Origin of the sequence: Kineococcus aridisoli, from assembly GCF_050871885.1 — a bacterium.
In the GTDB taxonomy this organism is placed as follows: Bacteria; Actinomycetota; Actinomycetes; order Actinomycetales; family Kineococcaceae; genus Kineococcus.
The window spans coordinates 1-25,027 of sequence record NZ_JBJLSF010000073.1 but is presented as its reverse complement, the minus strand read 5'-3'; the positions used below and the strand labels follow the sequence as shown (position 1 = coordinate 25,027).

23 protein-coding genes are annotated in these 25,027 nt (G+C 75.2%); 9 read left to right on the top strand and 14 right to left on the bottom strand.

The genetic code is table 11. From position 1 onward, the window contains the following. Window positions 1–147: 147 nt before the first annotated feature. Entirely contained in the window at window positions 148–375 is a 228-nt protein-coding gene (locus ACRYM2_RS17450) for a hypothetical protein (RefSeq protein ID WP_432523705.1), read from the top strand. 48 nt (window positions 376–423) lie between these two features. Here ACRYM2_RS17450 and ACRYM2_RS17445 read toward each other — a convergent pair whose 3' ends face one another. The 4 genes from ACRYM2_RS17445 to ACRYM2_RS17430 form a co-directional block, all read right to left on the bottom strand. Next, window positions 424–1,221 carry an endonuclease/exonuclease/phosphatase family protein gene (locus ACRYM2_RS17445; protein WP_432523704.1) on the bottom strand — a complete coding sequence of 266 codons (798 nt, stop codon included), beginning with the start codon at window positions 1,219–1,221 and terminating at the stop codon, window positions 424–426. Next, window positions 1,221–2,300: an ROK family glucokinase gene (locus ACRYM2_RS17440; RefSeq protein WP_432523703.1), complete on the bottom strand. Its 1,080-nt coding sequence runs from the start codon at window positions 2,298–2,300 to the stop codon at window positions 1,221–1,223. Before ACRYM2_RS17440 ends, ACRYM2_RS17445 begins: the two co-directional genes overlap by 1 nt. A gap of 13 nt (window positions 2,301–2,313) precedes the next feature. After that, window positions 2,314–3,348, bottom strand: a complete 1,035-nt coding sequence (locus ACRYM2_RS17435; protein WP_432523702.1) for an ROK family glucokinase — start codon at window positions 3,346–3,348, stop codon at window positions 2,314–2,316. Between the two features lie 81 nt (window positions 3,349–3,429). Continuing rightward, window positions 3,430–4,044: a hypothetical protein gene (locus ACRYM2_RS17430; protein ID WP_432523701.1), complete on the bottom strand. Its 615-nt coding sequence runs from the start codon at window positions 4,042–4,044 to the stop codon at window positions 3,430–3,432. A 220-nt stretch (window positions 4,045–4,264) separates the two neighbouring features. Between ACRYM2_RS17430 and ACRYM2_RS17425 the strand changes: the two genes are divergently transcribed. Further along, window positions 4,265–6,064, top strand: a complete 1,800-nt coding sequence (locus ACRYM2_RS17425) for an AMP-dependent synthetase/ligase (RefSeq protein ID WP_432523700.1) — start codon at window positions 4,265–4,267, stop codon at window positions 6,062–6,064. A gap of 39 nt (window positions 6,065–6,103) precedes the next feature. Continuing rightward, complete coding sequence (locus tag ACRYM2_RS17420) at window positions 6,104–7,555, top strand: hypothetical protein (RefSeq protein ID WP_432523699.1); 1,452 nt, start codon at window positions 6,104–6,106, stop codon at window positions 7,553–7,555. Here ACRYM2_RS17420 and ACRYM2_RS17415 read toward each other — a convergent pair. The 3 genes from ACRYM2_RS17415 to ACRYM2_RS17405 all read right to left on the bottom strand — a co-directional run bounded on the left by ACRYM2_RS17415 (window position 7,458) and on the right by ACRYM2_RS17405 (window position 10,314). Further along, the gene (locus ACRYM2_RS17415; RefSeq protein WP_432523698.1) at window positions 7,458–8,648 is read right to left on the bottom strand and encodes a glycosyltransferase family 4 protein; all 1,191 of its coding nucleotides are present in this window, start codon (window positions 8,646–8,648) and stop codon (window positions 7,458–7,460) included. The genes ACRYM2_RS17420 and ACRYM2_RS17415 overlap by 98 nt on opposite strands. After that, window positions 8,645–9,949 (bottom strand): hypothetical protein, encoded by a 1,305-nt coding sequence (locus ACRYM2_RS17410; protein ID WP_432523697.1) that lies wholly within the window; start codon window positions 9,947–9,949, stop codon window positions 8,645–8,647. The genes ACRYM2_RS17415 and ACRYM2_RS17410 overlap by 4 nt, the downstream gene beginning before the upstream one ends. 62 nt (window positions 9,950–10,011) lie before the next feature. Further along, window positions 10,012–10,314: a hypothetical protein gene (locus tag ACRYM2_RS17405; protein ID WP_432523696.1), complete on the bottom strand. Its 303-nt coding sequence runs from the start codon at window positions 10,312–10,314 to the stop codon at window positions 10,012–10,014. 147 nt (window positions 10,315–10,461) lie between these two features. On the opposite strand from ACRYM2_RS17405, the gene ACRYM2_RS17400 reads away from it, so the two are divergent. Together ACRYM2_RS17400 and ACRYM2_RS17395 are read left to right on the top strand one after the other, a co-directional pair. After that, window positions 10,462–12,348, top strand: a complete 1,887-nt coding sequence (locus ACRYM2_RS17400) for a DEDD exonuclease domain-containing protein (RefSeq protein ID WP_432523695.1) — start codon at window positions 10,462–10,464, stop codon at window positions 12,346–12,348. Further along, window positions 12,345–12,623 carry an Lrp/AsnC family transcriptional regulator gene (locus ACRYM2_RS17395; protein ID WP_432523694.1) on the top strand — a complete coding sequence of 93 codons (279 nt, stop codon included), beginning with the start codon at window positions 12,345–12,347 and terminating at the stop codon, window positions 12,621–12,623. The genes ACRYM2_RS17400 and ACRYM2_RS17395 overlap by 4 nt, the downstream gene beginning before the upstream one ends. A gap of 53 nt (window positions 12,624–12,676) precedes the next feature. On the opposite strand, the gene trpD is transcribed toward ACRYM2_RS17395, so the two are convergent. Continuing rightward, window positions 12,677–13,765: an anthranilate phosphoribosyltransferase gene (gene trpD, locus ACRYM2_RS17390; RefSeq protein ID WP_432523693.1), complete on the bottom strand. Its 1,089-nt coding sequence runs from the start codon at window positions 13,763–13,765 to the stop codon at window positions 12,677–12,679. A gap of 388 nt (window positions 13,766–14,153) precedes the next feature. On the opposite strand from trpD, the gene ctaE reads away from it, so the two are divergent. The 4 genes from ctaE to qcrB are packed head-to-tail and all read left to right on the top strand — an operon-like array spanning window position 14,154 to window position 18,454. Beyond that, entirely contained in the window at window positions 14,154–14,813 is a 660-nt protein-coding gene (gene ctaE / locus ACRYM2_RS17385; RefSeq protein ID WP_432523692.1) for an aa3-type cytochrome oxidase subunit III, read from the top strand. Window positions 14,814–14,869: 56 nt separating this feature from the next. Continuing rightward, window positions 14,870–15,700, top strand: coding sequence for a cytochrome bc1 complex diheme cytochrome c subunit (gene qcrC, locus ACRYM2_RS17380; RefSeq protein WP_432523691.1), 831 nt, complete (start codon window positions 14,870–14,872; stop codon window positions 15,698–15,700). Window positions 15,701–15,755: 55 nt separating this feature from the next. Then, window positions 15,756–16,787 carry a cytochrome bc1 complex Rieske iron-sulfur subunit gene (gene qcrA / locus ACRYM2_RS17375; RefSeq protein WP_432523690.1) on the top strand — a complete coding sequence of 344 codons (1,032 nt, stop codon included), beginning with the start codon at window positions 15,756–15,758 and terminating at the stop codon, window positions 16,785–16,787. Then, a complete protein-coding gene (gene qcrB / locus ACRYM2_RS17370) occupies window positions 16,784–18,454 on the top strand; it encodes a cytochrome bc1 complex cytochrome b subunit (protein WP_432523689.1) in 1,671 nt (556 codons plus the stop codon). Before qcrA ends, qcrB begins: the two co-directional genes overlap by 4 nt. Before the next feature lie 73 nt (window positions 18,455–18,527). Here the strand turns inward: qcrB and ACRYM2_RS17365 are convergent, their stop codons facing one another. From ACRYM2_RS17365 to aat, 6 genes are all read right to left on the bottom strand, one after another. After that, complete coding sequence (locus ACRYM2_RS17365; RefSeq protein WP_432523688.1) at window positions 18,528–19,499, bottom strand: lysylphosphatidylglycerol synthase transmembrane domain-containing protein; 972 nt, start codon at window positions 19,497–19,499, stop codon at window positions 18,528–18,530. A gap of 32 nt (window positions 19,500–19,531) precedes the next feature. Next, window positions 19,532–20,725 (bottom strand): L,D-transpeptidase, encoded by a 1,194-nt coding sequence (locus tag ACRYM2_RS17360; RefSeq protein ID WP_432523687.1) that lies wholly within the window; start codon window positions 20,723–20,725, stop codon window positions 19,532–19,534. A 320-nt stretch (window positions 20,726–21,045) separates the two neighbouring features. After that, on the bottom strand, window positions 21,046–21,447 hold the full coding sequence (locus ACRYM2_RS17355; RefSeq protein ID WP_432523686.1) for a cytochrome c oxidase subunit 4: 402 nt from the start codon (window positions 21,445–21,447) through the stop codon (window positions 21,046–21,048). Window positions 21,448–21,450: 3 nt separating this feature from the next. After that, window positions 21,451–23,223: an aa3-type cytochrome oxidase subunit I gene (gene ctaD / locus ACRYM2_RS17350; RefSeq protein ID WP_432523685.1), complete on the bottom strand. Its 1,773-nt coding sequence runs from the start codon at window positions 23,221–23,223 to the stop codon at window positions 21,451–21,453. Further along, a complete protein-coding gene (gene ctaC, locus ACRYM2_RS17345; protein ID WP_432523684.1) occupies window positions 23,223–24,173 on the bottom strand; it encodes an aa3-type cytochrome oxidase subunit II in 951 nt (316 codons plus the stop codon). Before ctaC ends, ctaD begins: the two co-directional genes overlap by 1 nt. Window positions 24,174–24,250: 77 nt before the next feature. Next, entirely contained in the window at window positions 24,251–25,000 is a 750-nt protein-coding gene (aat, locus tag ACRYM2_RS17340) for a leucyl/phenylalanyl-tRNA--protein transferase (RefSeq protein ID WP_432523706.1), read from the bottom strand. Window positions 25,001–25,027: the final 27 nt, after the last annotated feature.

Here is a 25,027-nt window from a genome sequence, read left to right as displayed (position 1 = left end):
CCCCCGCCCCCCCCCCCCCCCCCCCCCCCCCCCCCCCCCCCCCCCCCCCCCCCCCCCCCCCCCCCCCCCCCCCCCCCCCCCCCCCCCCCCCCCCCCCCCGAGGAGGAACCGGCCGAGCTGGTCGGCCTGACCGACGACGAGGGCTTCGTGCCCGAGGACCCGAAGCCGCTGCCGCGCGACCTGATCGGCTGGGCGGCGTGGATCGCCGTCGTCGGGGCACCGGTCTTCCTGCTGGTGGTCGCGCTCGCCTGGGACGACGTGCCGCAGCTGCTGACGGCCGCCACGGCGGGCGTGTTCGTCGCCGGCTTCGCCACCCTCGTGGTGCGGCTGCCGAGCTCGCGCGACGACGACGACGATGACGGGGCCGTCGTCTGAGGCCCTCCTCGCAGGCCCTCCTCGCAGGCCCTCGCGCAGGGCCCGCCCTCAGCCGGCGCTGAGCTCCACCGGCGCCGGGTCGCCCGGCACGAGCAGGTCGGCGACGACGACCAGGTGGTCGCTCGCCGCGGCGGCCCCGGGGTGCCGGGGCGTGCCGACCGCGGTCACGCTCAGGCGCCGGTCGACGAGGACGGCGTCCAGCCTCCGCCGCGGTGCCGCCGCCGGGAAGGTCGGGAAGGTGGCGCCCACCACCTCCGCCGCGTCGGCGAGCACGGTCGCCAGCCGCTGCCGGCCCTCGCCGTCCGGGCCCTCGTTGAGGTCGCCGGCCACCACCAGCGGCGCGTCGGACCACGGGGCGCACGGCCCGGGCACGGGCGCACCGGGCAGCAACCGCCCCACGTGGTCGAGGCGCTCGGCGGCGTCCAGGCCCAGGTGCACGCTGCGGACCAGCACGCGGGTGGACCAGCCCTCGCCCAGCGGGACGCGCACCACGGCCTCCGCCGTCCCGCGCCGGCGCACCGGCCGCCGGGCGCGCCAGCGCGGGACGGGCAGCGCGCGCACCCCCGCGGCGCGCACGTCGACCCGGGCGGCGGTCAGGACCGCGGTGCCGGCACCCGCGGCGCCGGCGGCGGCGACCCACAGGCCGACGTCGCTCGCGAGGTCCCCCAGCCGGTGCACCGCCAGCGGGTGGGTGGGCACCTCCTGCAGGCACACCACGTCGGCGGCGACCTCGCGCAGCAGCGCCCGCAGCGCGCGCGTGTCGTCCAGCAGCTCGCGGACGTTGGCGCTGGCCACGCGCAGCCGGGCCGCCGCGCGGGCCGCGGGTGCCCGCCCGGCGGCGGCCATCAGCCCCAGCCGCGGGAGAGGTCGGCCGCGCCGACGAGCCCGGCCGCCGGCCCCAGCGTGGCCCGCACGATGGCCATCTCCGGGCGGAACCCGCGACCGGTGAGGGTGCGCCGGTAGGCCTCCCGGCAGGGGCCGAGCAGCAGCTCGTCGGCGTCGGAGACCCCGCCGCCGATGACGACGGTGCCCGGGTCCAGCGCCGCCGCGAGGTTGGCCACCCCGATGCCCAGCCAGCGGCCGACGTCCTCGAACAGCTCGATGGCCGCCGGGTCGCCCGCGCGGGCGGCCTGCGTGACCAGCGGGCCGGTGATCGCCTCAGGGTCGCCGCCGGCGAGCTCCAGCAGCGCGTGCGCGACGGGTGACTTGGACCGGGCCAGCTCCCGGGCCTCGCGCACGAGGGCGTTGCCGGAGGCGTACTGCTCCCAGCAGCCGCGGTTGCCGCACTCGCAGCGGTGGCCGCCGGGGACGACGACCATGTGGCCGAACTCCCCGGCGATGCCGAAGCGCCCGCGCACCACCCGGCCCTGGGTGACGATGCCGCCGCCGATGCCGGTGCCCATCGTCACGCACACCAGGCGGGACTCGCCCCGGCCGGCGCCGAAGCGGTACTCCGCCCACGCCGCGGCGTTGGCGTCGTTCTCCACGATCGTGCGCCGCCCCACGCGGCGGCCCAGGCGGGCCCGCACCCGCCGCTCGACGGCCTCGCGCAGCGGTTCGTGGCGCCAGGCCAGGTGCGGGGCGAACAGGACGGTGGAGCGCTCGGCGTCGACGAACCCGGCGGCGCCGATGCCGACGGAGACGATGTCGTGCTGCGCGGACAGCTCCTCGACCACCTCGGCGATGGTGTCCTCGACGGCCTGCGGGCTCGTGGTCGGCGTGTCCCGGCGCAGCTGCGCGACGACGCGGCCGTCACCGTCGACGACGCCCGCGGCGACCTTCGTGCCGCCGATGTCGACGCCGACGGCGGGACCGTCGCCGATGAGCGCGCGGCGGGTCTGCTGGCGCAGCCGCTGCTGCAGCGCCACCCGTCGCGGGTCCGGTGCACGGCGGCGCGCCGGGCGCGGGCTGCGGGGGGTCACCACGGTCGGCCCCCGCTCAGACGCGGGCGAGGTCGGCGGCGCCGATGATCCCGGCGTCGTTGCCCTTGGTCGCCGTCCGCAGCGGCGGCGGGTCGCGGTGGGTGCGGCCGGACAGGTTCTCCGCCAGGCTCACCCGCGCGGGGGCCAGCAGCAGCTCCCCGGCGCTGGAGACGCCGCCGCCGATGACGACGACCTCGGGGTCGAGCATCGCGACGAAGCTGGCGACGGCCTCGCCGAGCCAGCGGCCGACGTCGGCGATCAGCCGCGCGCAGCCCGGGTCGCCCGCCTGCGCCAGGCGCGTGATGACGGGGCCGGTGACGGCCTCCGGGTCGCCGCCGACCTCGCGCAGCAGCACCGCGCCCTGCGGGTCGCCGGAGCGCAGCAGGTCGCGGGCGTCGCGCACGAGCGCGTTGCCGGAGACGTACTGCTCCCAGCAGCCGGCGTTGCCGCAGCCGCAGGCCCGCCCGCCGGGGACGGCGCGCACGTGGCCCAGCTCGGCGGCCGCGCCGTTGGCGCCGCGCTGCAGCAGGCCGCCGGCGACGATCCCGCCGCCGAGGCCGGTGCCGAGGGTGAGCATCACGAGGTCGTCGACGGCGTTGCCGTGCTCGTCGAGGCCGCCGCCGAAGCGGTACTCGGCCCAGGCGGCGGCGTTGGCGTCGTTCTCGACGACGACGGGGCGGTCGATGCGCTGCTCCACGCGCGCGGCCAGCGGCTCGTCGCGCCAGGCGAGGTTGGGGGCGAAGACGACGTTGCGGCGGCTCGCGTCGACGAACCCGGCGGCGGCCACGCCGACGGAGGTGAAGACGTGCGTCGTCTCCAGCTCCGCCACGGCGTCGGCCACGGCGTCGGCGATGGCGTCGGGGTGCAGCGCCGGGGTCTCGCGCCGGGTCTGGGCGACGATCTCACCGCGGTGGTCGACGACCCCGGCGGCGATCTTGGTGCCCCCGATGTCGACGCCGACGGCGTTGCCCGTGACGGGTGCGGTGGTGGCACCGGGAGCGGTGCTCGGGGATGCGTCTGCGGCCTGGGCCGCGGCCCGCTGATCGACCATGCCGGTGCGGTTCTCCCTGCGACGTCGGCCCCGCGACCGGGGCGGCCGCGCACGCGCACGACCTCGGGGGAGGCTACCGGGTCAGCCGGCGAGGGCGCCCAGGGCGGTCATCGCGCCCAGCAGCAGCGCGGTCAGCCCGACGCCGCCGCCGACGGCCACGGCGACCTTGGCCCGCCGGCTGCCCAGCCCCCGCACCCCGCGCTCGTCGGCGCGGGCGAGCGCGGTGAGCATCCGCTCCACCTCCGCCTCGTCCAGCGACGGGGCGGGCGGGGCGAGGTCGAGCAGGAGCTGGCCGTCCTCGTCCTCGCGCACGGCCACCCCGGACGCGGGCGGGGCGGGCGGGGTCGGCGCGGCGGGGCTCGACGCGGCCGGCGGCGCGGTCGGCGGCGCGGTCGGCGGCGCGGTCGGGGCGGCCGGAGCCGTGGGAGCGGGCAGCAGCGGGGCGTGGCACAGCGAGCACCAGTCCTGCTCGGGCCGCACCCGGGCGGCGCACGAGGGGCAGCGCTGCGGGCGCGCGGCGGCGACCGGCCCGGGGCGCGGCTCGGCGGGCACCAGGCGGCTGACGGGCGGTCCGACCTCCACGGCGCCGAACGCGGCGCTCGTGCGGGTCGCGGTGCGCCCGGCGGCCCGCCGGGTCGCCACCGGGTGCGGGGGCCGCGGGGGCTGCGGGGTCGCGGCCGCCTGCTCGTCGCTCACACCTCCAGGGCTCGGCAGCCGGGCCCGCCGCCTTGAGCCGCGCGCGCTGCTCCGTCCGGGTGGCCGCGGAGCGCCGCCGGGGGCGCCGCCCGCGGCGCGGGTAGGGTCTGGCGCACCCGCCGCCGGAGTCGGCGGCGCCCGGACGCCCCGGTCGGTCGGCACGAGGTCGTCCGCCCGACACCCCCCGCGGGGGCCGGGACGCGATGCGAGGAGGAAGTCCGTGCGGAGCAGCTGCGAGCCGGCGCTCGTCGAGCCCGCCCAGGCCGGCAACATGACCGACTGCGTGGTGGACGCCGCGCACGAGGACCCCCGCCGCGTCAGCGTCAGCCGCAAGCTCGCGGACGGCAGCTGGCGCGACGTGACCGCCGAGGAGCTGCTGGCGGACGTGACCGCCGTGGCCAAGGGCCTGCTCGCCGCGGGCATCGCGCCCGGTGACCGGGTCGGCGTCATGGGGCGCACCAGCTACGAGTGGACGCTCGTGGACGTGGCCGCGTGGTTCGCCGGGGCGGTCACCGTCCCCGTCTACGAGACGAGCTCGCCCGAGCAGGTGGAGTGGATCCTGTCCGACTCCGGCTGCGTGGCCTGCGTGGTGGAGACGACGGAGAACGCCGCCCGGGTGGCGGCGGTGCGCGGGCGGCTGCCGCAGCTGCGCGACGTGTGGACGCTGGAGTCCGGCGCCGTGGAGGAGCTGCGCACCGCCGGGCGCGACGTCGACGACGAGCAGGTGACGGCCAGCCGCCGCGCGGCCGGCCCCGGCGACCCGATGACGATCATCTACACCTCGGGCACGACGGGACGCCCCAAGGGCTGCGTGCTCACGCACGCCAACTTCCTCGACCTCTCGCGCAACGCCCTGGCCGCCATCCCCGAGGTCCTCGCCCGTCCCGGGGCGGCCACCCTGCTGTTCATCCCGCTGGCGCACGTGTTCGCCCGCTTCATCCAGGCGCTGTGCCTGGTGGCCCGGGTGCGCATGGGCCACACCGCGGACGCCAAGGACCTGCTCACCGACCTGGCCGGCTTCCGGCCGACGTTCATCCTCGCGGTGCCGCGGGTGTTCCAGAAGGTCTACAACGGCGCCGAGCAGCGCGCCGCCGCCGGGGGGAAGCTGCGCGCCCGGATCTTCGAGCAGGCGGCGGCGACGGCCGACGCGTGGTCGCGCTCGCTGGACGCCGGTGGCCCCTCGCTGCAGCTGCGGCTGCGGCACAAGCTGTTCGACCGCCTCGTCTACGCCAGGCTGCGCGCGCTCATGGGCGGTCGCGTCGAGCACGCCGTCTCCGGCGGAGCCCCGATGGGCGAGCACCTGGCCCACTTCTTCCGCGGCGCCGGCCTGGTCGTCCTGGAGGGCTACGGCCTGACGGAGACCACCGCCCCGCTGTGCGTGAACCGCCCCTCGCGCCTGCGCATCGGCACGGTCGGCCCGCCGCTGCCGGGCAACGACGTCGCCATCGCCGAGGACGGCGAGATCCTGGCGCGCGGCATCGCGCTCTTCCGCGAGTACCGCGGCCGGGAGCAGGAGACCGAGGAGGCCTTCCGCGACGGCTGGTTCCACACCGGCGACCTCGGCGAGCTCGACGAGCTCGGCAACCTGCGGATCACCGGCCGCAAGAAGGAGATCATCGTCACGGCCAACGGCAAGAACGTCGTGCCGGCGACCCTGGAGGACCGCCTGCGCGCGCACCCGCTGATCTCCCAGGCCGTCGTCGTGGGCGACCAGCGGCACTTCGTGGCCTGCCTGCTGACCCTCGACGAGGAGGCGCTGCCCTCGTGGGGCGCCAACCACGGCAGGCCCGGTCTGGACCTGGCCGGCGCCCGCGAGGACCGCGTCGTCCTGAGCGAGCTGCAGAAGGCCGTGGACAAGGCCAACGCGGCGGTCAGCCGGGCGGAGTCGATCCGCAGGTTCCGCGTGCTGGCCGACGACTTCACCGTCGAGAACGGCTACCTCACCCCCTCGCAGAAGGTGAAGCGCGAGCTGGTGCTGCGCGACTTCGCCGCCGAGGTCGACGCGGTCTACGCGCCGTGAGGTGCGCCGGCGCGCACGGGTGGGCGCACGGGTGAGCGCGTGAGCCGTCGGGGCGCGTGCACGCTGCTGGCGTGGTGGGCGCTGCTCGCGCTGGCCACCCACAGCGTCGTGCGCTACCGCTGGTGGCTCGTCGCCGGCTACCTGCTCGTGGCCGTCGCGGTCGTCGCCCTCGCGCTGACCGCCCGGGACGACCGGGGCCAGGCGCCGCCGCGCACCGGCGCCTGGGTGCCCTCGGCGGTGCTGGCCCTCGTCGGCCTCACCCACCTGCTCGTCCCCGCCTTCAGCTACCTGAGCGCACCGGGGCAGCTGGTGGTGCGGCTCGTGCTGGGCGTCAGCGCCCTGGCCGCCGCGGGGCTGCTGCTGCCGGGCCGCGGCGCCAGCCGGGCCCTCGCGGGGGCGGTCGCGGGAGCCGGGTCGGTGGCGGCGAGCGCGCTGGTCGTGGTCGGCGACCCGGCCCCGCGCATCGACGTGTGGGTGATCCTGCAGCAGGCCGCCGACGGCCTGGCCGCCGGGCGCTCGATGTACACCCAGACCTGGACCGGTTCGCCGGGCATCTCCGACGCCTTCGCGTACCTGCCGTGGACGGCGGTGCTGACGGCGCCCGGCCGCTGGCTGGCCGGTGACGTGCGGTGGGCGCTGGTGGTGCTCGTCCTGCTCAGCGCGCTCTGCACCGCGGCGCTGGGCCGCTGGCGGCCCGCGGCGGTGGCCGCCGCCGCGCTGCTGCTGCTGGCCCCGGGCACCGGCACGCTGATCGAGCAGGCGTGGACGGAACCGACCGTCCTGGTCGGGCTGGCCGGCTGGGCGGCGCTCGTGGGCCGACCGGCGCGAGCGGGCTCCCGCGTCGACGGCGCGTGGTGGGCCGTGGTGCCGCTGGCGGTGGCGCTGGCCTCCAAGCAGCACGTGGTGGCGCTGCTGCCGCTGCTGGCGGTGTGGCCGCGCTTCGGCGTGCGGCGCACGGTCGTCGCCGTCGGCGGGGCCGCGCTGCTGGTGGCGCCGTGGGCGCTGGTCACCCCGCGCGCCTTCGTGCACGACACGGTCCTGACGATGCTGCGGCTGCCGCCGCTGCGCTTCGCCGACACCCTCTACACGGCGGTGCTCAACGAGACCGGCGTCGCGCTGCCGCTGCCCGTCGTCGGGGCGCTCGTCGCGGGCGTGGTGGTGGCCGCCGTCGTGACGCTGCACCGGCGCCCGGTCGGCCTGGCGGGGCTGCTCACGTGGTGCGCGGCCGTGCTGATGGTGGCCAACCTCGTCAACAAGCAGGCGTTCTACAACCAGTTCTGGCTCGTGGGGGCGCTGCTGCTGCTGGCCGTCGCGGCCGCCGCCGGCGCGGCGGGCGCACCGCCACCCGCGGGCGGCGCCGCGACCGCGGGCGCTGCGGCGCCCGCCGGCCGCCTCAGGGCGCCGCGTCCACGAGGTCGCGCGGGACGTCGTCCCCGGCGAGCAGGCTCGCCAGCCGACGCGTCTGCTCCGCCCAGCCCCAGCGGCGGCTGACCCACTCCCGCCCGGCCTCGCCGAAGCGCCGCGCCCGCTCGCGCTCCAGCAGCAGCTCGCTGACGCGGGCGGCGACGGCCGCCGTCGACCGCCCGTCCACCACGTGCCCGTTGACGCCGTCGAGGACGGCGTCGGGGGCTCCGCCGGAGTCGCCCGCGACGACGGGCAGCCCGCAGGCGGCCGCCTCCAGGTAGCAGATCCCGAGGGCCTCCGGCTCCAGCCCGCCCAGGCGGGTGCGGGTGGGCATGCAGAAGACGTCCCCGGCGGCGTAGAGGGCGGGGGTGCGCTCCCAGGGCACGGCCCCGGTGAGGACGACGTGCTCGCGCACCCCGGCGTCGACGGCGATCCGCTCGACGGCGCGCCGGTGCGGGCCGTCGCCGACGAGGAGCAGCACCGCGCCGGGCACGGCGCGGCGGATGGCGGGCAGGGCGCGCACGAGGACGTCCTGGCCCTTGCGGGCCACGATCCGCGAGACGCAGACCACGACCGGCCGCTCCCCCAGGCCGTAGCGCGCCCGCACCTGCTCCCGCGCCCGCGGGTCGGGGCGGAAGACGTCCGCCTCCACGCCGGGGGTGAGCCGGCGCATCCGCGCGCGCGCCTCCTGCTCCAGCGGGCGCTCGATGCGCGAGCGGCACCAGTCGCCGAGGTAGGTGACGGTGTCGGTCTCGCGCCCGATGCGGCGCAGCGCGGCGCGCGAGCCGGGCAGGCTGGACCACCAGACCTCGTGGCCGTGGGTGGTGGCCACCGAGCGCCGCACGCCCGCCGCGCGCAGCGGGGCGGCCATGAGCGCCAGCGGCGCGGCGGCGCCGAACCACACCCGGTCGGCGCCGTGGCGGCGGGCCGTGCGCTGCACGCGCGCGACGACCGCGGGGGTGGGGACCATCAGCGGCGAGGGGTCGCGGACCACGAGCACCCCCTCGGCGGCCAGGGCGGCGTCGACCTCGGCGTCCCCGCGCTGGCGGGCGGTGTGCACGACCACCTGCGCCGCCGCGCCGGTGGAGGCGGCCGGCAACCGCCGGGCGACGGCGTGGACGAAGGTCTCGATGCCACCGGTGCGCGGCGGGAAGTCGTTGGTGACGACGAGCGTGCTCACGGCCCCCACCCCACCAGGCCCGCCGCGACCTCCGAGCGCCAGGTGGTGACGAGCTCGGCGAAGCCGGTGCCCAGGTGCCGCCGGCAGGCGCCCTCCAGGCGCGCGGCGACGGGCCCGTCGGGGGCTCCCCCGTCCGCCTCGGCCAGGGTCAGGGAGCGGTGCAGGGCCGTGACGGCGGGGGTGCCGGCGCACCGGGCAGCGGTCGTCACGAGCGTCCACGCCGCCGCGTAGGCCACCTGCAGCGCCTCGCCGGCGCGCTCGAAGTCGCCGTCGGCGGGGACGGCGGGCGGGCGGTCGGCGCGGGTGGCCGCCAGCAGCGCCGCCGCCAGGCCGGTGGCCGGCAGGGGGCGTCCCAGGCGCGCCACGTGGTCGGCGTAGCCCTCCCCCAGCCAGCGCGGCAGCGGCCGCTCGCCCGCCGCGGCCGGACGCGCCGTCGCGGTGGCGCGGGTGGCCACGTGCACGAGCTCGTGGGTCAGCGTCACCGACCGGCCCAGCCGGGTCAGCCGGCCGGCGCGGTCGGCGGCGACGACGACGCGCACCCCGGCGGGTGCGCCGTCGGCGAGCCGGGCGTCCTGCCCGACCGCGAGCGCGTCGAACGCGCCGGCCGCGGCCGGGTCCAGGCCGGCCAGCTGCGCGGCCGCGGCGGAGGTGGCGACCACGACCACGGCGGTGCCGCGCGGCCAGCCGGTCCCCCAGGTGCCGTCGACGCGGGCGGTGGCGTCGGCGAGGTCGTCGGCGGCGTCCCGGGCGACCGCGGCCGCGTCGAGGCCCCGGCCGCCGCTCCCGTCCGCGCTCGCGCGGGGCCCCGGTGCGGGCGGCAGGGGGCCGGGCGGGTGCAGGACCACCCCGCCGTCGACGACCTCGGCGCGGACCTCGCCGAGGTCCCACGGCTGCGGGGTGCCACCGTCGCGGTGCACCAGCGACCAGCCGGCGCCGTCGCGGGCCCAGCCCGTGCGCACGCTCGAGCGGACGGCCCGGCCCTCGCCGGCGATCCGGCTGCGCACGGCCACCTCGGCGGTGCCTGCACCCACGCGCACCTCCTCGGCCGCCCACTCCACCAGCCCGGCGGCGACCGCCCGCGCGTCGGCCCGCCGGACGCGCTCGCGGTCGGCCGGGGCGTAGACGGCGGCCGCGCCGGCCGGATCGCCGGCGAGCAGCGCCGCGGCCCGGCGGGCGAGCAGGTCCCCGAGGTCGGCCGCCGAGGGCCGCGAGGACCTCGCGGGTCCCGTGCAGCCGCCGATGCCGAGCAGGCCCGCGGTCACGAGCGCGCGCCGACCGACGGCCGCCGCGGGGTCTCGCACCCGGTCATCGTGCCAGCCGCCGCGCGGTCCACCGCCTGCTCACCCGCCGGGGGCGGCGCGCATCACCCCGCGGCCCGGCGGGCGGGTCGGCGCGCCGGGCGCCCCTGCCGCGCCGCGCCCGCCGGTCCCGGCGCCAGCCGCAGCGGCGGCACGAGGCCGGACGCGGCCAGCACCTCGACGGCGTCGCGCTCCTCGGCGTCCAGGACGGCGTCGCCGGGCGGGCCCAGCAGCACCGAGACCACGCACTCGGAGCACGCGTGCGGGCGGACCGTGCAGTTGTCGCAGTCGATGAGCACCAGCACCTCCAGCGGTTCGCGGACGCGCTGCGAGGCGTCCGGTCCGGTCCCCCGACCGGTTGCCCGCACTGTGCCAGCGAGCTCCGACACGGGCCCCGGACCGCGGCCCGCACAGCCCGCCCGGACCGCCGCCGGGGCGGGCACCGCGGGCCGCGCCGCCCGCGCAGGGCGTGTCGCGGCCCCGCCGTGTCCGGACGGGTGCCTACGGTGCCTCGCATGCTCGTCGGCAGGACCCGCACCTCGACCGCCGGCGCCCGACCCGGCGCCCGCCCCGGCACCCGTCCCGGCACCGCTTCCGGCACCGCCACCGGCGCGACGCCGGGCACCTACCAGGCCAGCTTCGAGGACCTGGGGCAGCCGCTGGCCGACACGACGTTCGTGGTGGTCGACCTGGAGACGACGGGTGGGGCCCCCGCGGACGGCGGGATCACCGAGATCGGCGCGGTGAAGGTCCGCGGCGGCGAGGTGCTCGGCGAGTTCCAGACGCTGGTGCGCCCGAGCACGCCCATCCCCGCCTTCGTGCAGGTGCTGACGGGCATCTCCAACGGCATGGTGGCGACGGCGCCGAGCGCGGCGCAGGTGCTGCCGTCCTTCCTGGAGTTCGCCGGCTTCGAGCGCGGCAGCGTCCTGGTGGCGCACAACGCGCCCTACGACACGTCCTTCCTCGCCGCGGCCTGCCGGATCGCCGGGCACCGCTGGCCGAAGCCGCGGGTGGTGGACACCGTGGTCCTGGCCCGGCTGCTCGTGGACCGCGACGAGGCGCCCGACCGCAAGCTGTCGACGCTGGCGGCGCTGTTCAGCACCTCGACGACGCCCGACCACCGGGCGCTGCACGACGCGCGGGCCACCGTCGACGTGCTGCACGCGCTGCTCGGGCGGCTGGGCAACCGCGGCGTGCACACGCTGGAGGACCTGCACTCCATCGCCGCCACGGCGCCCGCGTCGCGGCGGGCCAAGAAGCACCTGGCCGTGGGGCTGCCCTCGGCGCCCGGGGTGTACCAGTTCCGCGACGCGGACGGCCGGGTGCTCTACGTCGGCACCTCGGTGGACGTGCACCGGCGGGTGTCCTCCTACTTCACGGCCTCCGAGAAGCGGCCGCGGATGACGGAGATGGTGCGCGCGGCCGCCACCGTCGTGCCGCTCGTCTGCGCGACGCCGCTGGAGGCGCGGGTGCGCGAGCTGCGCCTCATCGCCGAGCACTCCCCGCCCTACAACCGCCGCTCCAAGGCCCCGGAGAAGGTCACCTGGGTCAAGCTCACCGCCGAGGCGTGGCCGCGGCTGTCGCTGGTCCGGCAGGTGCGCGCGGACGCGGCGGAGGGCGCGGAGTACCTCGGCCCGTTCCGCTCGGCGCGCACCGCCGAGCAGGCCGTCGCCGCGCTGCACGACGCGCACCCGCTGCGCCAGTGCACCCGCCGCATCCCGCGCAGCCCGGGAGCGCAGGGGCCGGGGGCGTGCGTGCTGGCCGAGATCGGCCGCTGCGGCGCCCCGTGCCTGGGCACCGAGCGCGGCGGGCAGGACGCGGCCTCCTACGCGGCGGTCGTCGAGGACGTGCGCGCCGCGCTGCGCGCGGACGCCCGCGTCCCGCTGGCCGTCGGCCAGGAGCGCATGCGCGCCCTCGCCGCGGAGCAGCGCTACGAGGAGGCGGCCACCGCCCGCGACCGGCTGGAGGCCTTCCTGCGCGCCGCCGAGCGCGCGCAGCGCCGCCGGCCGGTCGCCGAGGCCCCCGAGATCGTCGCGGCGCGGCGCTGCGAGAGCACGCCCGGCTGGCCCGGCGGCGGCTGGGAGGTCGTCCTGGTGCGCTACGGCCGCCTGGCCGGCACGTGCCTGACCCCGCGCGGGGCGGACCCGGTGCCGCACATCGAGGCGCTGCGGGCGACGGGCGAGGTCGTGGCCACCCCCGGGCCCGGGCGGCCGGGGCTGCTGGTGGAGGAGACCGACGCGGTGCTGAGCTGGCTGGAGCAGCCGGGCGTGCGGCTGGTGAGCGTGGAGGGCGCCGAGGGCGCCCCGTGGGCCTCCCCCGTGCACGGCGCGGGCTGGGCGCGCCACCGCCTGGGCGGCGCCGAGGCCGGCGCACCGGCGGACCGCACTAGGCTCCTGCTGTGATCACCGCCATCGTCAACGTCCACTGCGACGGCCGGCGCATCCCCGAGGTCGCCCAGACCCTCGCCGAGCTCGACGGGGTCAGCGAGGTGTACTCCGTCACCGGCGAGGTGGACCTCGTGGTCATGGTCCGCGTCCGCGAGCACGAGCGCCTGGCCGACGTCATCGCCGGCGGCATCAGCAAGGTCGAGGGCGTGGTGAGCACCACCACGAACATCGCCTTCCGGGCGTACTCGCGCCACGACCTCGAGTCCGCGTTCGCCCTCGGCGTCGACTGACCCGCCCGCCCTGCTGACCGGCGGGCGGGCGGGCGTGCCCGCCCGGCCGACGGTCAGGAGGCGCTGGCCAGCACCCAGCGCTGCAGCACGTCCGCCGCGGCCCCCGAGTCCAGCGAGGCCTCCGCGCGCCGCACCCCCTCGGCGAGGTGCTCGACCAGCCGCGCGGCGGGGTGGGCGTGGGCGCTGCCCGGCGCCCGCACCCCCGCGGCGACCATGGCGGCCGCCGCGTTGAGCACGACCGCGTCGCGCACCGGTCCCCGGGTGCCCGCCAGGACCTCGCGGGCGACGGCGGCGTTGTGCCGGGCGTCGGCGCCGCGCAGGTCGGCGAGGACGGCCGGCGCCATCCCGAGGTCGGCCGCGGGGTCCAGGACCGTCTCGGCGACCTCACCGGCCTCGACGACCCACACCCGCGCCGGGCCGGTCGTGGTGAGCTCGTCGAGGCCGTCCTCGCCGCGGAAGACCAGCGCCGAGGTGCCCCGGCCGGCGAGGACCGCCGCCACGAGGGGGGCGATCCGCCGGTCGGCCACCCCGACGGCGGTGGCGCCGGCGCGGGCGGGGTTGGTGAGGGGACCCAGGACGTTGAAGGCGGTGGGCACCCCCAGCCCGCCGCGCGCGCCGGCGGCGAAGCGCATGGCCGGGTGGAAGACCTGCGCGAAGCAGAAGGTGATGCCCACGTCGACGGCCAGGCGCGCCACCCGGTGCGGCGGCAGGTCCAGGCGGACGCCGAGGGCCTCCAGGACGTCGGCGGAGCCGGAGGCCGACGTCGCCGCGCGGTTGCCGTGCTTGACGACGCGGTGGCCGGCACCCGCCAGGACGAGGGCGCCCATGGTGGAGATGTTGACGGTGTTGGCGCGGTCGCCGCCGGTGCCCACGAGGTCGACGACGGGCCCGGGCACCTCCAGCGGCAGCGCGTGGGCGAGCATCGCGTCGGCCAGGCCGGCCAGCTCCGCGCTGGTCTCCCCCTTGGCCCGCAGCGCCACGAGGAAGCCGGCGAGCGCCACGTCGGAGGCCTCGCCGCGCATCACCCGGTCCATGGCCCAGCCGGTCTGCGCGGAGTCGAGGTCGCGGCCGGCGAGCAGCGCGGACAGCAGTCCGGGCCAGGTGGGGGCCTCGCCGGTGGCGGCCCGGGTGACGGCGGTCATGGCGGTCCTGGCTCCCCTGCGTCTCGAGCGGGCTGGAGGTCCTCCAGCCCGGGCCGCCCAACCCTACTGAGCGGGCGGGCGCGGACCGCGCGGCGGGCGCGGGACGCCGTGCGGTCCTCGCCCGGTCCCGGCGGCCCCGCGAAGCCCCGGGGAGGCGCCCACCAGGCGCTCGGGGAGTGCTCACGGGCCGTGACGCGGACCCGCGCGGATCGAGATCGACCTGTGACCTCCACCACCCGCCCACGGGCCCTGCGCAGGACGTGTGCGCAGGTCAGGGGCTCGGGCACACCTCCTGCACACCGCGCACCGAACCTCCCCCGACCGGCCCAGCGCAGGTCTACGACACGACGTCGGTGGCCCGGGCGGCGCACCGGGGGACCCGTGGGGCATGATTGGCGACGTGGCGAGTGCACAGGCTGTCCAGAGCAGTAACCCGAGTCCCGCACACGGCTCGGTGAACCGGCCGAACGCGGTCTCGGTCGGCGTGATCGTGTGGCTGTCCAGCGAGCTGATGTTCTTCGCCGGGCTGTTCGCCATGTACTTCACGATCCGCTCCGTGGCCCCCCAGCTGTGGGAGACCGGCCCGGAGATGCTCAACGTCCCGTTCTCGAGCATCAACACGACGATCCTCGTGATCTCGTCGTTCTGGTGCCAGTTCGGCGTCTTCGCCGCCGAGCGCTTCCAGCCGCGCCGCCTCGGCCGCCTCTGGGAGGTCGGCAAGTGGGGCATGCAGGAGTGGTTCGTCCTCACCTACATCTTCGGCGGGATCTTCGTCGCCGGCCAGGTGTTCGAGTACGCGGAGCTGGCCCACGAGGGCCTGACCATCGCGACGAACGCCTACGGCTCGGTCTTCATCCTGGCCACCGGCTTCCACGGCATCCACGTCTTCGGCGGTCTCGTCGCCTTCCTCATGGTCATCGGGCGCTCCTTCGCCGCGAAGCGCTTCGGTCACCAGGAGGCCACCAGCGCCATCGTCGTCTCGTACTACTGGCACTTCGTCGACGTGGTGTGGATCGGCCTCTTCACCGTGATCTACATCCTCAAGTAACCGCCGAACCGCCCGCGAAGTTCCCGAACGCCCCGTAGGAAGCGAGCACCAGCACCGTGACCAGGACCCTCACCGCACTCAGCGCCCGACGGCGCCACCCGTTGGCCGTCGTCGTGCTGATCGCGTTGGCGCTCCTCCTCGTCGGGGGCCTGTACGCGGCAGTGGCGCCGCGGGACGCGCAGGCCTCCACCTCGGCGGCCTCGGCCGACGACATCGAGGCGGGCAAGAAGCTCTTCCTCGCCAACTGCGCCACCTGCCACGGGCTCAACGCCCAGGGCGGCAACGTCGTCGACGGCAAGGTGGCAGGCCCGTCGCTCATCGGCGTGGGCGCCGCCTCGGTCGACTTCCAGGTCGGCACCGGCCGCATGCCGCTGGCGCAGAGCGCCGCGCAGGCGCCGGAGGTCCCCAAGATCCGCTTCTCGCAGGAGCAGATCGACCAGATGGGCGCCTACATCGCCTCCCTGGGCCCCGGCCCGGCCGTGCCGACCGACGAGGAGCTCGACGTCTCCGGCGTCAGCGACGAGCAGCTGGCGCGGGGCGCGTCGATCTTCCGCACCAACTGCGCGATGTGCCACAACTTCGCGGGCAAGGGCGGTGCGCTGACCGCGGGCAAGTACGCCCCCGACCTCAGCGACACCTCCGCCAAGCACATCTACGAGGCGATGGTGACCGGCCCGCAGTCGATGCCGGTCTTCAACAACAACACCATCAGCCCCGAGGACAAGACGGCGATCATCGCCTGGCTCACCCAGGACGAGAAGCGCCCGGACCCGGGCGGGCTGACCGTCGGCTCGATCGGCCCGGTCAGCGAGGGCCTGGTGGCCTGGATCGCCGGCATCGGCATCCTCATCGGCTGCTCGGTCTGGCTGGGGATGAAGTCCTCCTGATGACGGGGCAGACGACGGTCACGATCAGCACGCAGGACACGGACGGGCAGGGAGCATGAGCGACATCGAACGCGCCGAGGAGGCGCACGGGCAGGCGGGGACGACCCTCGCCAAGCCCGGGGGCGGCCTTCCCGACCGCTTCGAGAACCCGGGTCTGCCGCCGCACCAGCACCGCATGGGCGACACGGACCCCAAGGCGGCCAAGCGGGCCGAGCGGCAGGTGGCGATCCTGCTGCTGCTGTCGATGATCGGTTCGATCGGGATCATCGTCTCCATCATCGCCATCAAGTACGACGGCAGCTTCGACCGGATCGGGCTGTCGACGCGGGCCATCGGCCTGTCGATGTTCCTGTCGCTGTTCGCCCTGGGCGTCGGCGCGGTGCACTGGGCCAAGACCCTCATGCCCGACGACGAGCGCATCGACTACCGCCACCGCCAGCGCGGCACGGACGCCGAGCGCGCCGAGGCGGTCGCCATCCTCAAGGAGGGTGCCGGCGAGGCCGCCCTCGGGCGCCGGCCGCTCATCCGCAACACCCTCGTCGGGGCGCTGGCGCTGTTCCCGATCCCGGCGGTCTTCTTCTTCCGCGACACCGGCCCGCTGCCGGGCGACGACCTGTCGACGACCATGTGGAAGGCCGGCGACTACCTCGTCAAGGACCCCGAGGGTGGCCGCATCCGCGCCGCCGACGTCAGCCTCGGCTCCGTCGTCCACGTCCTGCCCGAGGGCATCGAGGACGTCGAGGACGTCCTCAACCAGAAGGCCAAGGCGGCGGTCCTCCTCATGCGCCTGGAGGAGGGCCTCCTCACCGAGAAGTCCGCGGACTGGGGGGTCGACGGCACCGTCGCCTACTCCAAGATCTGCACCCACATGGGCTGCCCCGTGGCCCTGTACGAGCAGCAGACCCACCACCTGCTGTGCCCCTGCCACCAGTCGACCTTCGACCTGACGCAGGACTGCAAGGTGATCTTCGGCCCCGCCAAGAGGCGTCTGCCCCAGTTGCCCATCGAGGTGGACGACGAGGGGTACCTCCGGGCGAGCAGCGGCTTCCACGAAGCCGTGGGCCCCAGCTTCTGGGAGCGCGGATGAGCACCATCGACAAGGTCGCCGGCGGCGTCGGCAACTTCGCCGACGACTCCGTCGGCGCCAGCAAGATCGTCAACGGGTTCGCCCGGAAGATCTTCCCCGACCACTGGTCCTTCATGCTCGGCGAGATCACGCTGTACAGCTTCGTGATCCTGCTCTTCACCGGGACGTTCCTGACGTTCTTCTACGAGCCGAGCGCCGCCGAGACCACCTACGTCGGCAACTACGCCCCGCTCGCCGGGCAGCACGTCTCCGAGGCGTACGCCTCGTCGCTGCGGCTGTCCTTCGACGTGCGCGGCGGTCTGCTGATGCGCCAGGTCCACCACTGGGCCGCGCTCGTCTTCGTCGCCGCCACGATCGTCCACATGGCTCGCGTGTTCTTCACCGGCGCCTTCCGCAAGCCGCGCGAGATCAACTGGGTCATCGGCGCGCTGCTGGCGATCCTGGCGGTCTTCGAGGGCTTCACCGGCTACTCGCTGCCCGACGACCTGCTGTCCGGCACCGGCATCCGCATCGCCCAGGCCATCATCCTGGCGGTGCCGGTGGTCGGCTCGTACATCAGCTTCTTCCTGTTCGGCGGTGAGTTCCCGGGCCAGGACTTCATCCCGCGGTTCTTCACCATCCACATCCTGCTGCTGCCCGCGATCATGCTCGCGCTGATCGTGGTGCACCTCATGCTCGTCGTGGTGCACAAGCACACCCAGTACCCCGGCCCGGGCCGGACCGAGGACAACGTCGTCGGCTTCCCGCTCTTCCCGGTGTACATGGCCAAGGCCGGCGGCTTCTTCTTCATCGTCTTCGGCGTCATCGCCCTCATCGCGGGGCTGGTGTCGATCAACCCGATCTGGGCGTACGGCGCCTACGACCCCTCCCCCGTGACGGCCGGCTCGCAGCCGGACTGGTACATGGGCTGGCTCGACGGCGCGGTGCGGCTCATGCCGGGCTGGTTCGAGTTCAACCTGTGGGGCTTCACGTTCTCGATGAACATCTTCATCCCCACCACGGTGGTGATCCTGTTCACGATGGGCGTGCTGTGCCTGTACCCGTGGATCGAGCAGGCCGCGACCGGTGACCGCCGCGAGCACCACCTGCTGGACCGTCCGCGCAACCAGCCGACCCGCACGGGCCTGGGTGTCATGGCGCTGACGTTCTACGTCCTGCTGTGGATCTCCGGCGGCAACGACATCATCGCCCACATGATGGGGCTGTCGATCAACGACATCACCCGCTTCCTGCGGGTGGGCGTCTTCGTCCTGCCGGCGCTGGCGTTCGTCATCACCAAGCGGATCTGCCTGGGCCTGCAGCGCAAGGACCGCGAGAAGGCGCTGCACGGTCGTGAGACCGGCCGCATCGTCCGCCTGCCGCACGGTGAGTTCATCGAGGTCCACGCCCCCCTCACCGAGATGGAGCGCTGGACCCTCGTGCAGCACGACTCCTTCCGCCCGATGGAGATCGAGGACCGCCTGGACGCCGGCAACCCGAGCTCGCTGTACGGCAAGCTCCAGCGGCGGCTGTCGAAGTTCTACTTCGAGGACCGCGTCGAGCCGGTGACCCCGGCCGAGCTGGCCGCCTCGCACCACGACCACGACGCGGTCGAGGGTCCGCACCGCGACGAGGTCGATGCGGGCAACAACCCGGCGATCGGCACGTCGCAGACCCTGCACGGCTGACCACCAGCACCGCTGCACGACGAAGGCCCCGGGCGATCCGCCCGGGGCCTTCGTCGTGCGCCGGCAGCACCGCTCAGACGGCACCCCGCCGGCGCAGCCACACCAGCGCCGCCCACGCCGGGGGCACCCGCACCCAGAAGGTCAGCAGGCGGTGCAGCAGGGCCGCCGACAGGGCCGGACCGGGCTCGAGCCCCGCGGCCACCAGCCCGGCGGTCAGCGCGGCCTCGGAGGCCCCCACGCCTCCCGGCACGGGGACGGCGGCGGTGACGGCGGAGCTGCCGACCACGACCAGCACCAGCAGCGCGAACGACGGCTCACCGCCGAAGGCCCGCGCGCTCGCGTCGAGGGTGGCGGCGAAGCCGAGCGGGACGGCGAGGTGACCGGTGAGGGCGACGGCGAGGCGGCGCGGTGAGGTCAGCGCCCCCCGCAGCCCTGGCCACTCCCGCCGCACCGGCGCCACGACCCGCTCGCGCAGCTGCCGGCGCGCCCACGGCCAGGAGCGCCCGGTGACGACGACGAGGACGACACCGGCCACCGCGAGGGCGGGCACCGGCCACGGGACGAGGTCGGCGACCCCCCACTCCCGTCCGACGGCGAGCAGGCAGATCCCCAGCACCACCGCGGTCACCGCGAAGGAGGTCGACTGGACGACACCGATGGTCGTGGCCGCCACGGCCAGCGGGACAGCGCCCTGGCGCTGCACGTAGCGCACGGTGAGCGCTACCCCGCCGGTGCTGGACGGCGTGACCAGGTTGACGAAGGACGTGGCCAACCACACCACTCCCGTGCGGACCACCGGCAGCCGCACCGGTGCGAGCGAGACCATCGACGCCACGTTGCCCAGCAGCGGCACCACGGACAGCAGCACCGCCAGGACCAACCAGCGCACCTGCGCCCCGCGCAGCCGCTCCCCCAGGTCAGCGCCCTCCAGCCGGCGGGCCAGGACGAGCACGGCGGCGATGGTGGCGACCGCGAGCAGCAGCGTCCAGACGCGGCGGGACGGGCTCCGCCGGCGCGGGAGGGTCGGCGGGTGGTCCGGTGTCACCGGACCACCCTGCCAGGCCTCGTCGCAGGGGCTCAGGCGGGCAGGGCCGACCCCTCGCGCCACTGCTCGTAGGTCTCGTTCCAGACGTTGAACCCGTTGCCCGGCTCGATGGCCCGGTCGCTGCCCACGAAGGTGACGACGTCACCGACCTTGGAGTGCTCGAAGACCCACCGGGCGTCCTCGGTGCTCATGCCGGTGCAGCCGTGGCTGACGTTGGCCGACCCCTGGGAGGCGACCGACCACGGCGCGGCGTGCATGAACTCACCCGAGTTCGTCAGCCGCATCGCGTACCGCACGGCGACGTTGTAGTACTCCGGGTCGTCCTTGCTGACCCCGGTCGTCTCCGCGTCCATCTGGCGGGACTCCTCGAGGCTCATGACGACCTTCGTACCGCTGCGGGTGACGTACTTGCCGCCGCTGCCGGACTGGCCCAGCGTCACCGGGATGGTGCGCAGGACCTCACCGTCCCGGGTGACGGTCAAGGTGTGGGCGTTGATGTCCACGGTGCTGACCATGGCCGAGCCGACGGTGAAGTCGATGTCCCGCGTCTTGCCCCACACACCCGGTGCCACCTCCACACCGCCGAGGTCCACGTCGACGTGGACCTGGCTGTGCGCGGGCCAGTAGTCCCTCGGGCGGAACTCCACCTTGGTGTCGGACTGCCACGACCACGAGCCCTCCACCGGGGTCGGCTGGGTCGTCACGACGAGCCCCCGCTCGACCACGGCACGCCGGTCGGCGGCGACGGGCGAGTCGAAGGTCACGATGACGGGCATCCCGACCCCGACCTCGGAACCGCTCAGCGGTGCGACGGCCGGGAAGGCGGTGCCCAGCGGCGTCAGCGTGGTGAGGGTGCTGGAGGTGGTCGTGGGCGTGCCGTCGGCGTTGGTGGCCACCGCGTGCACGCTGTAGGTGGTGGCCGGCGTCAGCGCACCGGTGCTCGTCCACGTCGTCCCGGCGGCGTCCAGGGCACCGGCCAGCGGCGTGCCGTCGGCGGCCGTGACGCTGACCTCCCCGAGCCGCCCGCCTGCGGCGGTGACGGTCACCGGGGTGTCGGGTCGCACGTCCCCGCTCGCGTCGGCCGGTGCGACGGTGATGGAGGCGGGCGCGGCGGACGCCGGGGCGCTCGCCGCCGCCGACGAGCCGCCCGCGCCGGAGTCGGACTGGCAGGCGCTCAGCGGCAGGGCCAGGGCGAGGACCAGGGCCGCCGGGGCGAGCGCGCGCACGCGCGCGGCGCGGGACCCGACGCCCCTGGGTGCGGCACCACCGGGTCCCCGGTGCGCGCTGGACGTGCTGGACGTGGACGTGCTCGACGGCGTGCTCAACGGCGTGGTGTCTCCCCCGAGGAACCTCGCGGTCCCCCCTCGTGCTTCCCCCTGCCCACATCCTCGCACCGGGAGTGGTCATCAGGAGGACGCATCGCGGGGCCGTTCCGTTGCACGCACCGGCGATTCCTTCCGCCCTCGTCCGTCACGGGACGACGAGCACGAGAACGACGAGGGGCCCCGCACCGGTCGGTGCGGGGCCCCTCGTGGAGACGGTCGCCTCAGTGGGCGTGCTCGCCCTGGTAGTACTCGAAGACCCAACCGATGATCATCGGCACGGTGACGACGAGGCCGATGAGCCACAGCCACCAGCCGACGGCCACGCCGAAGAACGCGAGCGCGGCCCCGGCGGCCAGGTACAGCGGCCACCAGCTGTAGGGCGGGAAGAAGCCCTGCTCCCCCGCACCCTCGCTGATGTCGGCGCGCGGGTTGTCCTCGGGACGGTCGTCGATGCGACGGGCCGTGATCGCCAGGTAGGTCCCGACCAGGATGGCCAGGCCCCCGGTGAGCAGGAGGGAGATGAAGCCCACCCACTCGTTCCACTCGGCGAGCATGCCGTAGACGAACGCCAGCGGGACGAAGAAGAGGATGCCGCCGGAGAAGAGCCAGGTTTCAGGCTTCATCGGTCAGTGCCCTTCCTTGAGGTCGTCGCGGCCGGTGCGCTCGGAGCCGCCGTAGACGGCCTGCAGCAGGTTGCCGCCCTCGTTGCCGCCCTGGTCGTCGTGGCCGACCGCCTCGGGGTGGTGCAGGTCGAAGGCCGGGCGCTCGGAGCGGATGCGCGGCAGCGAGACGAAGTTGTGCCGCGGCGGCGGGCAGGAGGTCGCCCACTCCAGCGAGGCCCCGAAGCCCCACGGGTCGTCCACGGTGACCTTCTCGCCGTAGCGGGCGGTGCGGTAGACGTTCCACAGGAAGGGCAGGAAGGACAGCCCGAGGATGAAGGCCCCGATCGTGGAGATCTGGTTCATCGTCGTGAAGCCCTCACCGGGCAGGTAGTCCGCGTAGCGGCGCGGCATGCCCGCCGCCCCCAGCCAGTGCTGGATGAGGAAGGTGGTGTGGAAGCCGACGAACAGCAGCCAGAAGTGCAGCTTGCCCCAGCCCTCGTGCAGCATCTTGCCGGTGAACTTCGGCCACCAGAAGTAGAAGCCGGCGAACATCGCGAAGACGACGGTGCCGAAGACGACGTAGTGGAAGTGCGCCACCACGAAGTAGGAGTCCGACAGCTGGAAGTCCAGCGGCGGCGAGCTCAGGATGACACCGGTGAGGCCGCCGAAGAGGAAGGTGACCAGGAAGCCGACCGCCCACAGCATCGGGGTGTCGAAGGTCAGCGAACCGCGCCACATGGTGCCGATCCAGTTGAAGAACTTCACACCCGTGGGCACGGCGATGAGCATCGTCATGAAGGCGAAGAAGGGCAGCAGCACCTTGCCGGTGACGTACATGTGGTGCGCCCACACCGTCACCGAGAGGCCCGCGATGGAGATGGTCGCGAAGACCAGGCCCTTGTAGCCGAAGACCGGCTTGCGGCTGAAGACCGGGAAGATCTCGGTCACGATGCCGAAGAACGGCAGCGCGATGATGTAGACCTCGGGGTGGCCGAAGAACCAGAACAGGTGCTGCCACAGGATCGGCCCGCCGTTGGCGGCCTCGAAGACGTGCGCACCCATGATGCGGTCCGCACCCAGGGCCAGCAGCGCGGCGGCCAGCACCGGGAAGGCCATGAGCACCAGGACGCTGGTGATGAGCACGTTCCAGGTGAAGATCGGCATCCGGAACATCGTCATGCCCGGAGCGCGCATGCAGATGATCGTGGTGACGAAGTTGACCGCGCCGAGGATGGTGCCGAAGCCGGAGAAGGCCAGGCCCATCACCCACAGGTTGCCGCCCAGGCCGGGCGAGTGGACCACGTCGGACAGCGGCGCGTAGGCGAACCAGCCGAAGGAGGCCGCCCCGCCGGGGGTGAGGTAGCCGGCCGCGGCGATGAGGCCGCCGAAGAGGTAGAGCCAGTAGCTGAACATGTTCAGCCGCGGGAAGGCCACGTCGGGCGAGCCGATCTGCAGCGGCATGATGGCGTTGGCGAAGGCCGCGAACAGCGGTGTCGCGAACAGCAGCAGCATGATCGTGCCGTGCATGGTGAACGACTGGTTGTACTCGTTCTTGGTGCTGAACACCTGCATGCCGGGCTCGAAGAGCTCGGCGCGGATGAGCAGCGCCAGCACCCCGCCGATGAGGAACCAGATGAACGAGGTGACGAAGTAGAGGTTGCCGATGACCTTGTGGTCGGTGCTGGACATCCAGCCCGCGATGACCGAGCCGTGCCGCCTGGGGACGACGGCGCCGAGGGGCTGGCGCGAGGTCACCCTCGCCGCCGTCCCCGGCAGGTTGAAGCTCTCAGCTGCCATCAGTCGTTGTTCCCGTCACTGGATTCGTCTTGTGCGTTGTCCGCGGCGCCGTCCTGCTCGTTGGCACCGGCGAGCGTCGTCGGCAGCGAGCCGGTCTGGCCGGCGGCCTGGAGGTCGTCGAGGCGCTGCTGGTACTCCTGCGGCGAGACCACGCGGACGTTGAAGAGCATCTCCGAGTGGTAGTCGCCGCACAGCTCGGCGCACTTGCCCTTGAACTCACCCTCCTTGGTGGGGGTGACCTGGAACTTGTTCGGGCTGCCCGGGATCATGTCCATCTTCATGAGGAAGGCGGGCACCCAGAAGGAGTGGATGACGTCGCGCGAGTACAGGTCGAACTGGACCGTCTCGCCGACCGGCAGGTACAGGGTGGGCAGGTCGTCCTCGACGCCCGCCTGACCGGTCAGGTCGGCCTGACGGCCGGTGTCGTAGACGTACGGCTGCCCGTCCTCGTCCAGGTAGTTGAAGTCCCAGGACCACTTCTTGCCGACGACCTGGATGGTGACGTCCGGCGTCTCGGACGTGTCCAGGACCGCCTGCTGGTCGCGGGCGGTGTAGTAGAAGAGCACCCCGACCATCATCACGGGGACGATGGTGTAGAGGATCTCGATCGGCATGTTGTAGCGGACCTGCGCCGGCAGCACCGGGTCGCCCTTGCGGCGCCGGTAGGCGACGACGCACCAGATCGTCAGTCCCCAGACCAGCAGCCCGACGGCCAGCGCCGCGATCCAGGACCCGTCCCACAGCTCCGACAGGCGCTCGGTCTGGTTCGTCGCGCCGATGCTGGCGTCCGGGAGGAAGAAGTTGCTCGCCGAGGCGTCCGGCCAGTCCCCGGCGCAGCCGGACAGCACCAGGGCGCTCACCCCGGTGAGGACGCCGGCGACCAGCGCCTTGGGGGGACGGCGACGACGCGTCGCGCCCGAGTCTCGCGTGCCCAACGTCGGCCTTCCCACGGTTCGTGCAGAGATCGGGGACGATCCGTGCCCGTCGAGCGTTCGTCGTGCGCAGACCGGTCCCCTCGGGGATGAGACTACCCCCCGTCGTAGTCGATCGGCCGTTCGGGGCGCGCCACGAACGCGGCGGGTGCGGGCAGGGCCAGGGCGGCGCCCAGCATCCGCAGGTAGGAGGCCCGCGGGACCTCCTCCACGCCGAGGGTGGCCAGGTGCTCGGTGCGCCACTGCACGTCGACCAGCCGGCCGCCCACGCCGTCGGCGCGCAGCAGGTCGGCCAGGGCCACCACGGCCGCCTTGGAGGCGTCGGTGACGCGGTGGAACTTGGACTCGGCGGCGAACAGCCCGCCCGCGAGGACGCCGTAGAGGCCGCCGGCCAGCTCGCCGTCGCGCCAGACCTCCACCGAGTGCGCGATGCCCAGCACGTGCAGGCGCCCGTAGGCGGCCGCGACGCGGGAGGTGATCCAGGCGCCGGGGCGCGCGGGGTCGGCGCAGCCGGCGACGACCTCGTCGAAGGCGGTGTCCACGCGCACCTCGAAGCGGCGCAGGGAGCGCGCCAGCGAGCGGGAGACGTGCACGCGCTCGGGGCGCAGGACGCCGCGCGGGTCCGGCGACCACCAGCCGATCGGCCCGCGCCCGCCACCGCCCAGCCCCATCGGGAAGAGCCCGTGGCGGTAGGCCTCCAGCAGCGTCTCCGGGGACAGGTCGCCGCCGGTGGCCACCAGGTCCTCCCCCGGCGCGGGCACGAGGTCCTCGAAGCCGAAGCGCGAGGCCCCCGGCGCGCGGCGGGGCCGGACGGCCGCGACGGCCGGGAAGGGGGCTCCCCACACGCGAGCGGCCCCCGCACCCTGGGGTGC